We start from the raw sequence: 13,853 nt of genomic DNA, 5'->3' as shown, positions 1-13,853 counted from the left end.
AGAGGTTTTTCCGGCCCCCCTTATACGGCCAGTCACACAAAAACTAGCGCGGCCTTGGCCCGGCCGTCGATCCATTCGCGACATCCGTTTGACGGAACCGGCCAGATGAGGCCGGTCAGCACAAGGCAGCTTCAGTCAGATGATGTCTGAAGGAACGGAACGGACAACCGCACCGGTCAGCGCGTCGTGCGATCCGGGTGAGCGCGGGCGAATGCCTCGATCTCCGAACAATTCTGATCGATCGCGACAAGCCGTGGGCAAGCGCTGAGATCCACCTCCCAGCGGCGGGCATTGTAGACCTGCGGCACGAGGCAGAAATCCGCCATCGACGGGCTGTCGCCATGGCAGAACCGGCCGGTTGCGGGATGGTCGAGCAGCTGTTCGAAGGCGGCAAGTCCCTCGCCGATGAACTTGCGCATCCAGTTGCGCCGCGCCGCCTCACCGTCCTCGGCATTGGCCATGACATAGGAGATCACGCCGAGATTGCAGACGGGATGGATGTCCATCGCGATCGCGTAGGAGAGCATGCGCACCCGCTGGCGCCCGACGGCATCGTCAGGCAGGAAACCGGCATTGCTGCGTGTCTCGGCGAGATATTCGATGGTGGCGAGCGATTGCGTGAAGCGCTCGCCATCGATGTCGAGAACGGGCACGAGCCCCTGCGGATTGCGCGCCAGATGCTCCGGCGCCTTGTGCGCCTTGGCGAGCAGATCGACCGGCACCGAACGATAGCTTTCGCCGAGGCTGTTGAGCGCAATGCGCACCCGATAGCTCGCCGACGAACGCCAGTATTCGTAAAGGACGGTCTCGCTCATGCCTTTGCCCGTTCTTGTCGTTCAGCCGTTTAGGCCTTGTTGTAGGCTTCGACGGTCTGTTCGATAGCGCCGAAGATCGAATGGCCGGTCTTGTCCTTCATCTCGATGCGCACGACGTCACCGACCCTCAGGAAATGCGTCTTCGCCGCACCACCGACGATGGTTTCGATCATGCGCAGCTCCGCGATGCAGGAATAACCGGCACCGCCCTCTGCGACCGGCTTGCCCGGTCCGCCGTCAAGCTTGTTGGAGACCGTGCCCGAGCCGATAATCGTGCCGGCAGAAAGCGGCCGGGTCTTGGCCGCATGCGCGACCAGTTGGGCGAAATCGAAGGTCATGTCGATGCCGGCATTGGCTCGGCCGAAGGGCTTGCCGTTGATGTCGACGCAGAGCGGCAGATGCAGCTTGCCGCCGTCCCAGGCCTCACCCAATTCATCCGGGGAAACGGCGACCGGCGAAAAGGCAGAAGACGGCTTTGACTGGAAGAAGCCGAAACCCTTGGCAAGCTCGGCCGGGATGAGGCCACGCAACGATACGTCGTTGACCAGCATCACCAGGCGGATCGCAGCGCGCGCCTCGTCATTGGTAGCGCCCATCGGCACGTCGTCGACGATGACGGCGACCTCGCCCTCCATGTCGACGCCCCAGCTTTCGTCGGCAAGCGGGATCGGATCGCGCGGCGCGATGAAGCTGTCGGAGCCGCCTTGATACATCAGCGGGTCGGTCCAGAAGCTTGCCGGCATTTCGGCATTGCGGGCCTTGCGGACGAGCTCGACGTGATTGACGTAGGCCGAGCCGTCGGCCCATTGGTAAGCGCGCGGCAACGGCGACAGGGCGTCGTGTTCATGGAACCGGATCGTCGGCTGCGAGCCGGTCTCGATCCCCTCGGCCACGCGGGCAAGCCGCGGGCCTGCGTGTTCCCAGTCGTCGAGCGCTGCCTGCAGCGTACGGGCGATATGCCCGACCTCGGAGCAGCGGGTGAGATCGCGAGAGACGACCACGAGCTTTCCGTCGCGCGTACTGTCCTTGAGTGTCGCCAGTTTCATGCAGTCCTCCCTCTCAATCTTCTCATTGTTCCGGACCGAAAGCCGCTGCGCGGCCTTCGCGGAGTTGTTTTAAGCGGGCGAATCGTCCGCAAGTCTCACAACAAGGCCGTCGGCGGCGATCGTCAAGGCGCCTGCCCAGCTTTTGCGGGTCGCCGCAATCCAATGGCCTTGCGTTATCTCGGGATCATCGGCCGGAATGAGGTGGTGCAGCACCAGCCGACCGACGCCGGCGGACGTTGCGATCGCGGCCGCCTGTTCGGCGAATGTGTGGCTCGCAAGCAGGTGCTCCTTCAATCGCGCGCCGTTGCCGGTGCGCGCCACCAGCCGGTCGACGCCTTCGGCGAGCATCGCTTCGTGCACGAGAATGTCAGCCCCTCGGGCGAAATCAGCGAGCGGCGGAAAATAGGCCGTATCAGCGGAAAAGACGACCGAGCCCTCCGCATGATCGAACCGCAGCGCGAAACAGTCGGTGACTGGCGGATGATCGACGCGTAGCGCCGACACGGTCAGGCCGTTCTCCGAAAAGACCGCGCCCTCGGAAAACTCGACGACGTCGACAAGAGCGCACAGGTCCGGCCGGCCTTCATCGACGATGCGAATATCGATGTCGAAGGCCATCGCCTGAAGGAAGCCCTGCCAATAGGCGCGTGTCCCGGCGGGGCCGAAGACGCGCACTGGATGCGCGAGCCCCGCGGTCCAGGCCGTGTGGATCAACGGACCAAGCTCAAGCACATGATCCGAATGCAGGTGGGTGATGACGATCAGGTCCAGCGCCTTCAGCGGCACGCCGGCATCCGTTACTCCGCGGGTAACGCCAAGGCCGCAATCGACCACGATCGAACGGCCGCCGATTTGAAGCAATGACGAGGTCGGCCACGGGCCGCCCGGCCGGATCGCCGGACCACCCTTGCTGCCAAGCAAAACGAGGCGTGAACTCAAGACCAATCGCCTTCCGGCGTCCCGTTGAAGCGCTTCTTGAGATCCGTCCAGCAGTCGATGTAGTTGTCCTGCAACGTCTTCAGTTCGGCGGCGTAGCGGGTCAGCTGCTGCGGGAAGCGGGTCTCGAACATGAAGGCCATCGTATGGTCGAGCTTCACCGGTTTCAACTCACTGTTTGTCGCCTTGTCGTAGCCCGATGCATCCGGCCCGTGCGCCAGCATCATGTTGTGCAGGCTCATGCCGCCGGGCACGAAACCTTCTTCCTTGGCGTCATAGCGGCCGTAGATCAGCCCCATGAACTCGCTCATGATGTTGCGGTGGTACCAGGGCGGCCGGAAGGTGTGCTCGGCCACCAGCCAACGCGGCGGGAAGATGACAAAATCGATGTTCGCCGTACCCTCTTCGCCCGAGGGTGCCGTCAGCACCGTGAAGATCGACGGGTCCGGATGATCGAAGAGGATGGCGCCCACCGGCGAGTAGGTCTTGAGGTCGTATTTGTAGGGCGCGTAGTTGCCGTGCCAGGCGACGACGTCGAGCGGTGAATGGCCGATCTCGGTCACATGGAAGCCGCCGCACCACTTCACATGCACGCGGCAGGGCGTCTCCTTTTCCTCGAAGGCGGCGACCGGCGTCTTGAAGTCGCGCGGATTGGCGAGGCAGTTGGCGCCGATCGGGCCGCGATCCGGCAATGTGAACTTGGCGCCATAGTTCTCGCAGATATAGCCGCGCCAGACCTTCTCTTCACCAAGCCGCGTCACCTTGAACATGGTGCCGCGCGGCACGATGCAGATTTCCGAGGGCTCCACATCCATCTTGCCGAGTTCCGTGAAGACCTGGATCGCGCCCGCTTCCGGAACGATCAAGAGTTCGCCGTCGGCATTGAAGAAATAGTCGTCCACCATGTCGGCGTTGAAGGCATAGGCGTGGGCCGCCATTCCGGTCTGCGTCGGCGCATCGCCCGCCGTCGTCATGGTGCGGATGCCCTCAAGGAAGTTCAGTTTTTCCGAGGGCGCCGGCAACGGGTTCCAGCGCAACTGGCCGAGCGCCAGGGAATGCTCGGCCACATGCGGCGCCGTCTTCCAGTGCGGATAGTCGATCTTGGAAAACCGCCCGGTGTGGCGGACGCTCGGGCGGATGCGGTAGAGCCAGGAGCGCTCGTTGGTGCCGCGCGGCGCGGTAAAGGGCGAGCCGGAGAGCTGCTCGGCATAGAGCCCGTAGGCGCATTTCTGTGGACTGTTCTGGCCCTGCGGTAGAGCTCCCGGCAGGCTTTCGGTCTCGAAATCATTGCCGAAACCCGGCATGTAGTTGAGCGCCTCGGCTGCGTCAGTCCGTGCCTCGGCCCGTTTTCCTGCCTTGTCGAGCATGGTTCTATCCTCCTCCCTTGAGCATCCGGCTCCAGCTCTCGCAGCGGGGCCAGCGCAATCCCAAACACCGCCCGCAACGGCCCCATCCATGGTGGACGCGAGCCTCGCCTTCGGCATATTAGTTGCAATCGTAACTATCGATTTTGTAACTATCAAGGAAACACCGATGGCCGCCGACGGCTTCGAGCTCAATGCCTTCCTGCCCTATCGGCTGAACCGCGCAGCCGAATTCGTCGCCCTGCGCTTTGCCGCACAATACAAGGCGCGCTACCAGCTCACTCGCCCGGAATGGCGAACGCTGGCAGCCCTCGGCAGCACCCGTCGTCCAATGACGGCAACGGAAGTGGGCGCGCATTCCGCCATGCACAAGACCAAGGTGAGCCGCGCGGTCTCAGCACTCGAAGAGCGGCGCTGGCTGACGCGCAATGAAAACGAAGGTGATCGCCGCCTCGAACATCTCCAGCTGACGAAGGCGGGCCTGCGTGCCTATGTCGAATTGACGGCGCTTGCGGCCAACTACCAGGCCGAACTCGACGCTTTGGTGGGAGCCGCCGGAATGCAGGCGCTGACGGCTGGTCTCGAGGCGATTGAGCGCGCCATCGGCAAAGTGGAGAAACCCCGCCGCGAGGGGTGAAACGTCAGCCCTTCATCCGCTCCGGGATCGGCACGCCCTCGAAGCTCTTGAGGGTTTCGAGCACGATCGACGTCTTCACGTGCTGCACGCTGTCATGCGGCAAAAGCACGTCGTTGACGAAGCGCGACAGCCCCGCGAGGTCAGGCGTCACCACCCGCAGGTGATAGTCCATCTCACCGGTCAGCGCATAGGCCTCCAACACCTCGGGCAAACTCGAAATGAGCTTGCCGAAGCGCTTGGCATTGTCGCGGTTGTGGGTGGCGAGCGTCACCGAGATCACCACCATCAGATCGAGGCCGAGCTTCTGCCGGTCGATCTGTGCCTGATAGCCGGTGATGTAGCCTTCGGCTTCGAGCCGGCTACGCCGCCGTGAGCATTGTGACGGCGAAAGTGCGATGCGCTCCGACAGCTCATTATTGGTCAGATGTCCGTCGCGCTGCAATTCGCTGAGGATCTTGAGATCGAACCCGTCAAGCTGCTCCATTCCTGCATCCTAATTCACTATTATGCATGTTCCGTGCGCCATCCTGTCTAAACCGCGCAAGAATACAAGCATCATGCATGGGAATTGCGTCATACTCCAGCAAAGTTTGGAAGAACAAGAGGAGACTTCCGATGGGCCCCTTCCCGCATGACGCCCCGCCGGCAACGATTACCGCTGAAAACCCCGCTGGCACCGACGGCTTCGAATTCGTCGAATTCGCCCATCCGGAACCGGAGAAGCTCGCCGAGCTTTTTGCTCGCATGGGTTACAGCCCGGTTGCCAAGCACAAGACCAAGAACATCACGGTCTGGCGGCAGGGCGACATCAACTACATTCTGAACGCCGAACCCGGCTCGCATGCCATGCGCTTCGTCGATGAGCACGGCCCCTGCGCCCCGTCCATGGCCTGGCGCGTCGTCGACGCAAAGCACGCCTTCGACCATGCGGTTTCGAAGGGCGCGATCCCCTATGAAGGCAAGGACAAGTGCCTCGATGTTCCGGCGATTGTCGGCATCGGCGGTTCGCTGCTCTATTTCGTCGAGACCTACGGCGCCAAGGGCTCTGCCTATGAGACCGAATTCGAGTGGACCGGCGAGCGCAATCCGAGGCCCGAGGGCGTCGGATTCTATTATCTCGACCACCTGACGCACAACGTCTATCGCGGCAATATGGACAAGTGGTGGGCCTTCTACCGCGAGCTGTTCAATTTCACCCAGATCCACTTCTTCGACATCGACGGCCGCATCACCGGCCTCGTCAGCCGGGCGATCACCTCGCCCTGCGGCAAGATCCGCATTCCCTTGAACGAGTCCAAGGACGATACGAGCCAGATCGAGGAGTATCTGCGCAAATACAAGGGCGAAGGCATCCAGCACATCGCCGTCGGCACCGAAGGCATCTACGACGCCACTGACAAGCTGGCGGACAATGGCCTGAAATTCATGCCAGGCCCGCCGGAGACCTATTACGACATGTCGCATGACCGTGTTCACGGCCATGACGAACCGATCGACCGGATGAAGAAGCACGGCATCCTCATCGACGGCGAAGGTGTGGTGAACGGCGGCATGACGAAGATCCTGCTGCAGATCTTCTCGAAGACAGTGATCGGCCCGATCTTCTTCGAGTTCATCCAGCGCAAGGGCGACGAAGGCTTTGGCGAGGGCAACTTCCGCGCCCTGTTCGAATCGATCGAAGCCGACCAGATCCGTCGCGGCGAACTGGGGCCGCAGGCGGCCGAGTAAATCGCAGCCGACAACGCCGGCACTTCTAACTCGAGCCTCTCGCCTCAAGCGAGGGGCTTTTCTGCAAGTAAGGGCATCCAGCCAAACGAGATGCTTGAGCTTTCTCGCGCGCCCGTTCAGAGCGCGCTACTGCCGGCAATGTCAGTTCGTGGTCTGGTTGACCACGCGCCAGTTCGGCCGGCCGAGATTGTGCGGCCATTCGATGACGTCACGGTCGTTGAAGTAGACGACTTCGGCCAGGTTGGGGAACTGCGGGTCCGGTTGTGTCGCGGTGTTCATCCAGGGCTGCATATAGGCCGGGCTGCCTTCCCATCCGAGCTCGGCGACCCAGATCGGCTTGTTGTACTTGGCCACCAGGTCGTAGCCGGGCTTGAGCGCCTGCGCGAACGTCCTTGGCGTCCCATATTCGATCTGATCGAATGGTTCGAGCCCGAAGACCGACAGCCCGACGAGATCGACGTAATCGTCACCCGGATAATAGGCATCGAGGTTCGGCAAACCCTTTGGCGACCACATGATCTGCGCCTTCGGCGCCTTCTTGCGCACGATGTCCATCGCATGCTTGTAGGCCTTGATCCAGTCCTGTGGCGCCCAGCCAGCCCAGGAGAACCGTCCGGACGTGTCTTCCATCTCCTGGCCCCAGCGCACGATGACCGGGCTCTTCAGCTCGGCGATCATGTCGGCGATCGCCTCCATGTTGACGTCGTATTCACCCCTGAGCATCCGGTCGCGGAGCTGCGCCGGCGTCAATTTCCAGTCGAGCGACCAGGACCAGGGCTCGATGGTGATCAGCAGATTGCGTCCCCGCTGAAGGGCATACTCGTCAGCGGTGCGCAAGGATGCGAGATCGACGTCCTCCCAGGGCAGGAACAGAGCTTCGGTCGTCACATCGCTTTGGGCGCCGAAATCGCCATGCGGGTCATAGGCGCCGAATCTCGTTCCGCCAGGGTGCATGACGGGACGTTTGTCGATCATGGTCTGGGTCTGACCGGCATTGCCCGCAGGATTGGCTTGCTCCTGCGCCAACGCGGATACCAAGCTGCCGAAGTCCAGTTGCAGGGCCAGGGCAGTGCATAGGGCGAATGCCAATTTGCGTTTCATTTCATCCTCCTGCTGCGTCTATTTTTTGGCCAGGAACTGTTCCTTGAGACGCAACGCCTTTGCTGTGATGTCGTCCTGGGCGACGAGGCTGTAGTAGGCGTCATTGGGCTTGGGTTTTGCATGCTTGAAGACATACCATTCGCCGTTTGGCACCTTCCGCTGATAGATCGTGTCGCCGATCTTGGCATGGCCGAAGCAGGTCCGCGCATCGCCGGCCTCGGCCGCGGTCGTCCAGATGGCCTGCATGCACATCATGCCGAGATCGCTGACGTACCAATTGCCTTCGGCAAAGGATCGGTTGCCGTTGCCCTTGTCGACAAAGGCCACGAGTTTGCGGTCATGCGCGGTGAAGCGTGCACCGCCGGTGGACCATTGCCAGGTCTTGTTGCGGTAGAGGGAATAGACTTCGTAAGCGCTGAGCGGCGTCGGCTTGACTTCCATCTTCGCCTTGACCGGCTGGGCGCCCAAGTAGACCGCAGCGGCTGCAACCGGCAGCAACAGCGGCAGAACCATGACTTTTATCGACCCTTTCATCCACTTTCTCCTCACATTGGAGATTACACACTCGACTGTTCGCCGCCGTCATGACGGCACGTAGTATCGGCCGACCTTCTTTGTCGTCCTGGTTTCCCGGTACTTCGTTTCACTGACACTCCTTCTTCCGGCATTGTTAGAGGTGGCCCGTGATACGGCAGGTTCGATCCGCGCCCCGCTCTCGGGCGGCTGAGAAAAGCCTTTCCATTGCAAATGGAAGCGAACGATCCTGAGTTTCGTACCGTGTCCGGCGCCGGCGACCGTGTATTTCGCCTCGGTGAAGGTCACGAAACCCAAGCCATGCGACAGGGCCTCCGTTGCCTCGGCGCCGTGACGCACCGCCGATTGGGCCGACAGCACCGAAACCAGCACCAGAGAGCCGGCCGTCATTGCGGTCATCGTCGAACGCGGCATAAGCGGCAGCCCGTTCTCGCGGGCGTGTCGAACGTGGATCACCACCACGAGCCCGGCATAGACGAGGGCGTTGATCTCGGCGAAGACGTAGAAGCCGCGTGCCGTTCCGGCATCGGAAATCAGCCAGACGGCGAGCGCCGACATCAGGGAAAGCACGAAATAGGGCATCAATATCCGAAGCGGCAGGGGAGCCGCGGCACCGCCGCCTTTCGGCGTGATGCGAAAATCGACGAACGAGCCGGTCAGGTGATCGCGCACCGCCGCCAGACAGCCGAGCAGCGACCAGGGCCACCGCGCGAACAGGAACAGGACCGTCTCCCAACTCAGCACCCGCGCGTCGTGCGGCCGGAACGTACCGGTCGAACGCCAGAAATAGGCGAGCACGACCAGAACCACTGACAAAGGCACGAAATGCAGCAGAAAATCGGGATAGTCGACGTCAACGAAGGCCCGCCCCATCAACAGCGCCACGATCGGCATCAGGAACATCAGCGCCATGAAGCACGAAAACAGCGGGTACCAGAGTTGCGAAAACAGGAACTGGAACTGCAGCCGCGGCCGCAGCTTCGGCACATACAAAGGCGAATATTTCAGCAGGATCGCGACGAGGCTGCGAGACCACTGGAACTCCTGAACCACGAGATCGGCAAAGTTCGCCGGCCCGTCGCCATGGGCTATGGCGTTGAGGGCATGCACGCCGCGCCAGCCATGGGCATTCATCATCAGCGTGGTCGAATGATCTTCGGCGAGTTCCGGCCCCAATCCGCCGATCTGCTTCAGGGCCTTTGTCCGCACGGCGTAGTGGGAACCGATGCATAGGGGCGCCCAGCCATTGTTGTAGCCGACCTGAAGGGAGCCATGCAGGCTCGCCTCCGCGTAAAGCCGCCCGCGAGCCGACCAGCTTGCCGCGGCATTCGCGTCGCATATGCTCGGCGCCGAGACATAGCCGACCGACGGGTCGTTGAAGGGACGCAGCACCTCGACGAGATAGGTGGCTTCGGGCACGTGATCGGCGTCGAATTGCGCCACGAGATCGTAGCGGTCATAGCCGTGGTGATCGTAGAAATAGGCAAGGTTTCCTTCCTTGCAGCGCGTGCGGCGCGGCCAGGCGGCGCGATGATATTCGGCGATACCCTTTCGCGTGGAGATGAAAACCCCGTGGGCCGCACACCAGGAAACCGTTTCCGGCGACGGGTCTTCGTCCGCCAGCCACACATCGAAGTCGCAGCCGGTCTGGTCCAGCATCGCCTGCAACGTCTTGCGTACAACGGCAAACGGCTCGGACGGCGCCTTGGTGACGACCATCGCGATCCGCCCCTGGGGCACCGGCCCCGTGCTCACCGTGGCCACCTTCGCGCCGGAAAAGATCGTGATGAAGTAGACCGGCAGCAGGGTGATCCACCCGACGACGACGGTGATAAGGACGTAGGACGGCCAGTCCAGAACATGGGCCGGATCGAGCCACCACCACCAGAAATACGTGAAGGCCGCGAACCACGCGGTAACCCCCAGCATGTTCAGGATCTGCAAGCGCCCGGAAAACAGCGTCGTCAGACGCGGCCTGACAGGCCCCGCACGCGCAAGATCGGCGTAGCGCCGAAATCCATCGACTGTGGCTGCCCAGCTCATCGCCGCACCTCCAGCCCGAAACCCAGCGCCGCCGTGCGGATGATGGTTTCGATATCCGAGAAGGCCGGCCGGAAGCCCAGTTGCTGCCGCGCCCGGCTGGTGTCGGCATAGAGCACGGGAGGATCGCCCGGGCGACGCGGCAACATCTGCACGGGAACCTGTCGCCCGGTAACGCGATCGATCGCTTCGAGAACCTCCCGGATCGAGGTTCCATGTCCGGAGCCGAGATTGGCGCGCAGTACCTCGCCGCCGTCATTCAGATAGTTGACGGCCGCGACATGGGCGTCGGCAAGGTCGGTCACGTGAATGTAGTCGCGAATGCAGGTTCCATCCGGCGTCGCATAGTCGTCGCCGAAGATGTCGAGCCGTTCGATCCCGCCGGCCGCCGCCATCAGGGCACGCGGTATGAGATGCGTCTCGGGATCGTGCCGTTCCGTGAGCTGTCCTTCCGGATCGGCGCCTGCGGCGTTGAAGTAGCGCAGCGCGACGGAGCGGAAATCATAGGCGCGCGCATAGTCGCCAAGCATCAGCTCGATCATCAGCTTCGTGCGCCCATAGGGGTTGATCGGAAACTGTTCCGTATCCTCGGTGATCGGAAGCCGCTGCGGCACGCCATAGGTGGCGCAGGAACTGGAAAACACGATGCGTGCCAGCCCGGTCGCGCGGCAGGCTCCGAGCAGCGCGATGCTGCCTGCGACGTTGTTGCGGTAGTATTTTCCCGGGTCTTCGACGGATTCCCCGACATAGGCGGAAGCCGCAAAGTGGATCACGCATTCAGGCAGGAACGTCCGGACGGCCGTTGCCAGCCGTTCCGTATCCTCGAGATCGCCTTCAACGAGGGGACCCCAGCGTACGTTGGCCCTATGTCCCGTCGACAGGTTGTCATAGACGACGGGGACGAAACCCTGCTGGGCAAGGCGTTTGCAGGTGTGGCTTCCTATGAAGCCGGCACCGCCGGTGACGAGTACGACGCGGGACATCTCATACCGCCTGTCCCGCCGTTGCGCGATCGGCCGCGCTGAGGCGCCCCTCGAAGTAGGCGATCGTGCGCTCAAGCCCGTCGCGCAGGATGACCTTCGGCTCCCAGGCGAGTTCGGTCAGCGCCTGCGAGATATCGGGACGGCGCTGGCGAGGATCGTCGACGGCCGCCGCCTGGTGAACGATGCGCGAGCGCGACCCGGTCAGAGACCGCACCATCTGCGCAAGTTCGAGAACGGTGAACTCCCCAGGATTGCCAAGGTTGATCGGGCCGATGCAGTCATCCGCCGAGACCGAAAGCCGGAGAAAGCCGTCGATCAGGTCGTTGACATAGCAGAAGGACCGGGTCTGCTGCCCGTCGCCATAGATGGTCAGGTCCTTGCCGAGCAGGGCCTGAACGACGAAATTGGAGATCACCCGGCCATCGTCCGGACGCATGCGCGGACCGTAGGTATTGAAGATGCGCGCGACCTTGATCTTGACCCGATGGGATCGGTGGTAGTCGAAGAACAGGGTTTCGGCCGACCGTTTTCCTTCATCGTAGCAGGCACGCGGGCCGATCGGATTGACATTGCCGAAATAGACCTCGCGTTGCGGGCTGAGGAGCGGATCGCCGTAGACTTCCGAAGTCGAGGACTGGATGACCGTGGCGCCGGTGGCGCGCGCATTTTCGAGTGCATGCAGCGCGCCAAGGACGTTCGTCATGAGAGTGCCAACCGGATCGGCCTGATAGTCGGGCGGCGATGCGGGAGAGGCAAAGTTGAAGATGACGTCGGCGTCAATCAGATAGGGTTTGCGAACGTCATGATCGATGATGTGGAAATGCGGGTTCTGCACCAAATGAGAGAGGTTTTCACGCCGTCCGGTTGAAAAATTGTCGAGACAAATAACCGTATGACCTAGAGAAAGAAGTCTTTCGCAAATATGAGAGCCAAGAAACCCGCCTCCACCTGTTACTAGAATTCTCCTTGGTATTCCTGAAATCTTCTTTAGAAATTCCCGTTGCCCGACGACAGACAACGGCCCCGGAACGACCTTTCGCATACGCACCTCCAATTATTGTACACACCATTTCTCATGGTGATTGGAGACGGGCTGCCAATGTAAATATAATAAGGAGTTTGTTCTTTATTACAAATTCACGCACAACCCGACAGAAATAGAATTCTACAATTCATCCCAAAATCTACTTATCTTCAATTTCAATATTAGTTAATTATCAAATAACCATTAGCGCGTCAACTAAAACAATAAGGATTGATATAATGTAATCTGAAATAGGAATGAGATAATCGGAAACATAATCACGAATAGTTACATTATAATCCAATCAACAAAATCATCTAATACCTTGTTAACCATCTTGAAGTCACAGCGGGCTATCGGATCGCTCAAGAAACATTGCCATTCTCAGGGGAGTAGACCATACGGGTGCCGGTCGCGTGTTCCGCCCTGGCGACCACGCTTCGCCACAGACCAGATCACGGGAACCCGGCAAACGGGGCCTCATAGACGATATCCAAACACCAACATCTGCGCTCTCGACCACGTCGAGGCACAGAAATGGAGTGTTTGGTCGACGCTGCCGAGCCTAGTTCTTCGAGCCTAGTTCTTCCAGCGCGACGAAAGCGTGTCGCCACCCCGTTCGGCCGCCGCATCGTTGGTGAAGTAACGCGACGCCGCCTCCGTGCGGTTGCGGACGTTCATCTTCTTGTAGATGTTGCGGACATGAACCTTGACGGTATTTTCCGACAATCCAAGACGATCCGCGATGATCTTGTTTTGCGTTCCCTTGCAGATCAGATCGAGGATCTGAACTTCGCGGGTCGTCAGTCCGTCAGGTCCGGCATCGCGCTTGCGCCGACCTGCGCCTGCGGCCGGACCGGATCCGGACAGCTCTGCCCGCCGGCCATAGAGACTGCTCGCGGCGAAGGGCTCGGGCGAAAGCCGTCGCAGTAAGGCGGCTGGGAAGTGCTCGCCTCCCTTCATCAGTAAATCGATGGCCGCAAGGCAGACGTCCAGGTTCAGGTTCAACGGCAAAACGCCATGGATCAACCGCTCTTCAACGAAGCCGGCAATCGACGGATCGAGCTCGTCGGCATTCTCCACCACCAGACCGATCGAGGTCTTGGGGTGGAACTCGTGGATCGTCCGCAAGATTGCTGGAAAGGACTTGGCCGGCATCCGGTAGAGCATGATCAACGTCACGTCGACGAGACTGCCGTCCAACAGATTGTCCGGATCGGAAAAGCAGACGATGTCGTGCCCCTGAAACCGCGAGCCGACCGCCTGCATCAGGCACTCGGCAAACAGATCGATCTTGGCAAGCATGACAATCTTTTTTTTCTGCGATAAAGCCTTGTTGTTTTCTTCAAAATCACCAACGCTGGAGCTTCCCGGATACATTACGCCCTCCTAGGATTTTTCCATTTGTTTTTATGGGTGCTGCGTTTTTCCCGCTGTGCACCACACTTTCAGAAAATTTATTCGGAACCACTATGCATCACGATATCTTCCCGCCCCGGGAAAATTCGCGATAGCTAATGTAACGTAAAGATCTTCATTACGAAACAACCCAAAAGGATTAGAGGCGCTTCATAAGCGTTCTTAAATCGTTATAAATCGAACCATCTTTGGGTTACACTGCGATCGACCCCCTTATTGGGGGCGT

At 60.7% G+C, this 13,853-nt stretch carries 13 protein-coding genes; 2 read left to right on the top strand and 11 right to left on the bottom strand.

The window, feature by feature from the left end:
- Positions 1-176: 176 nt before the first annotated feature.
- The 4 genes from maiA to hmgA form a co-directional block, all read right to left on the bottom strand.
- Positions 177-815 (bottom strand): maleylacetoacetate isomerase, encoded by a 639-nt coding sequence (gene maiA / locus ASE60_RS26085; RefSeq protein WP_057254511.1) that lies wholly within the window; start codon positions 813-815, stop codon positions 177-179.
- A gap of 29 nt (positions 816-844) precedes the next feature.
- Positions 845-1,861, bottom strand: a complete 1,017-nt coding sequence (locus ASE60_RS26080) for a fumarylacetoacetate hydrolase family protein (protein ID WP_057254510.1) — start codon at positions 1,859-1,861, stop codon at positions 845-847.
- Between the two features lie 69 nt (positions 1,862-1,930).
- On the bottom strand, positions 1,931-2,800 hold the full coding sequence (locus ASE60_RS26075; protein ID WP_057254509.1) for an MBL fold metallo-hydrolase: 870 nt from the start codon (positions 2,798-2,800) through the stop codon (positions 1,931-1,933).
- Positions 2,797-4,164: a homogentisate 1,2-dioxygenase gene (gene hmgA / locus ASE60_RS26070; RefSeq protein WP_057254508.1), complete on the bottom strand. Its 1,368-nt coding sequence runs from the start codon at positions 4,162-4,164 to the stop codon at positions 2,797-2,799. The genes ASE60_RS26075 and hmgA overlap by 4 nt, the downstream gene beginning before the upstream one ends.
- A gap of 166 nt (positions 4,165-4,330) precedes the next feature.
- On the opposite strand from hmgA, the gene ASE60_RS26065 reads away from it, so the two are divergent.
- A complete protein-coding gene (locus ASE60_RS26065) occupies positions 4,331-4,798 on the top strand; it encodes a MarR family transcriptional regulator (protein ID WP_057254507.1) in 468 nt (155 codons plus the stop codon).
- 4 nt (positions 4,799-4,802) lie between these two features.
- Here the strand turns inward: ASE60_RS26065 and ASE60_RS26060 are convergent, their stop codons facing one another.
- On the bottom strand, positions 4,803-5,282 hold the full coding sequence (locus ASE60_RS26060; protein ID WP_057254506.1) for an Lrp/AsnC family transcriptional regulator: 480 nt from the start codon (positions 5,280-5,282) through the stop codon (positions 4,803-4,805).
- Between the two features lie 131 nt (positions 5,283-5,413).
- Between ASE60_RS26060 and hppD the strand changes: the two genes are divergently transcribed.
- Positions 5,414-6,526: a 4-hydroxyphenylpyruvate dioxygenase gene (gene hppD, locus ASE60_RS26055; RefSeq protein ID WP_057254505.1), complete on the top strand. Its 1,113-nt coding sequence runs from the start codon at positions 5,414-5,416 to the stop codon at positions 6,524-6,526.
- Between the two features lie 141 nt (positions 6,527-6,667).
- On the opposite strand, the gene ASE60_RS26050 is transcribed toward hppD, so the two are convergent.
- The 6 genes from ASE60_RS26050 to ASE60_RS26025 form a co-directional block, all read right to left on the bottom strand.
- Complete coding sequence (locus ASE60_RS26050; protein WP_057254504.1) at positions 6,668-7,627, bottom strand: glycosyl hydrolase; 960 nt, start codon at positions 7,625-7,627, stop codon at positions 6,668-6,670.
- A gap of 18 nt (positions 7,628-7,645) precedes the next feature.
- Complete coding sequence (locus tag ASE60_RS26045) at positions 7,646-8,161, bottom strand: DUF995 domain-containing protein (protein WP_057254503.1); 516 nt, start codon at positions 8,159-8,161, stop codon at positions 7,646-7,648.
- Positions 8,162-8,209: 48 nt separating this feature from the next.
- The gene (locus ASE60_RS26040; protein ID WP_063893335.1) at positions 8,210-10,204 is read right to left on the bottom strand and encodes a glycosyltransferase family 2 protein; all 1,995 of its coding nucleotides are present in this window, start codon (positions 10,202-10,204) and stop codon (positions 8,210-8,212) included.
- Complete coding sequence (gene galE / locus ASE60_RS26035; protein ID WP_057254502.1) at positions 10,201-11,184, bottom strand: UDP-glucose 4-epimerase GalE; 984 nt, start codon at positions 11,182-11,184, stop codon at positions 10,201-10,203. The genes ASE60_RS26040 and galE overlap by 4 nt, the downstream gene beginning before the upstream one ends.
- 1 nt (position 11,185) lies before the next feature.
- A complete protein-coding gene (locus ASE60_RS26030) occupies positions 11,186-12,226 on the bottom strand; it encodes a UDP-glucuronic acid decarboxylase family protein (protein ID WP_082616131.1) in 1,041 nt (346 codons plus the stop codon).
- A 561-nt stretch (positions 12,227-12,787) separates the two neighbouring features.
- Positions 12,788-13,588 (bottom strand): response regulator transcription factor, encoded by an 801-nt coding sequence (locus ASE60_RS26025; protein ID WP_057254501.1) that lies wholly within the window; start codon positions 13,586-13,588, stop codon positions 12,788-12,790.
- Between the last annotated feature and the right edge of the window lie 265 nt (positions 13,589-13,853).

It is taken from the genome of Ensifer sp. Root278, assembly GCF_001429285.1.
Classification (GTDB): Bacteria; Pseudomonadota; Alphaproteobacteria; order Rhizobiales; family Rhizobiaceae; genus Ensifer.
This window is presented reverse-complemented; position numbering and strand designations above follow the sequence as displayed.

Coding starts and splice junctions, on each gene's coding strand:
- ASE60_RS26040 (WP_063893335.1), bottom strand. CDS start 10,204: ATGAGCTGGGCAGCCACAGTCGATGGATTTCGGCGCTACGCCGATCTT.
- ASE60_RS26065 (WP_057254507.1), top strand. CDS start 4,331: ATGGCCGCCGACGGCTTCGAGCTCAATGCCTTCCTGCCCTATCGGCTG.
- hmgA (WP_057254508.1), bottom strand. CDS start 4,164: ATGCTCGACAAGGCAGGAAAACGGGCCGAGGCACGGACTGACGCAGCC.
- ASE60_RS26025 (WP_057254501.1), bottom strand. CDS start 13,588: ATGTATCCGGGAAGCTCCAGCGTTGGTGATTTTGAAGAAAACAACAAG.
- ASE60_RS26050 (WP_057254504.1), bottom strand. CDS start 7,627: ATGAAACGCAAATTGGCATTCGCCCTATGCACTGCCCTGGCCCTGCAA.
- galE (WP_057254502.1), bottom strand. CDS start 11,184: ATGTCCCGCGTCGTACTCGTCACCGGCGGTGCCGGCTTCATAGGAAGC.
- ASE60_RS26080 (WP_057254510.1), bottom strand. CDS start 1,861: ATGAAACTGGCGACACTCAAGGACAGTACGCGCGACGGAAAGCTCGTG.
- ASE60_RS26060 (WP_057254506.1), bottom strand. CDS start 5,282: ATGGAGCAGCTTGACGGGTTCGATCTCAAGATCCTCAGCGAATTGCAG.
- ASE60_RS26045 (WP_057254503.1), bottom strand. CDS start 8,161: ATGAAAGGGTCGATAAAAGTCATGGTTCTGCCGCTGTTGCTGCCGGTT.
- hppD (WP_057254505.1), top strand. CDS start 5,414: ATGGGCCCCTTCCCGCATGACGCCCCGCCGGCAACGATTACCGCTGAA.
- maiA (WP_057254511.1), bottom strand. CDS start 815: ATGAGCGAGACCGTCCTTTACGAATACTGGCGTTCGTCGGCGAGCTAT.
- ASE60_RS26030 (WP_082616131.1), bottom strand. CDS start 12,226: ATGCGAAAGGTCGTTCCGGGGCCGTTGTCTGTCGTCGGGCAACGGGAA.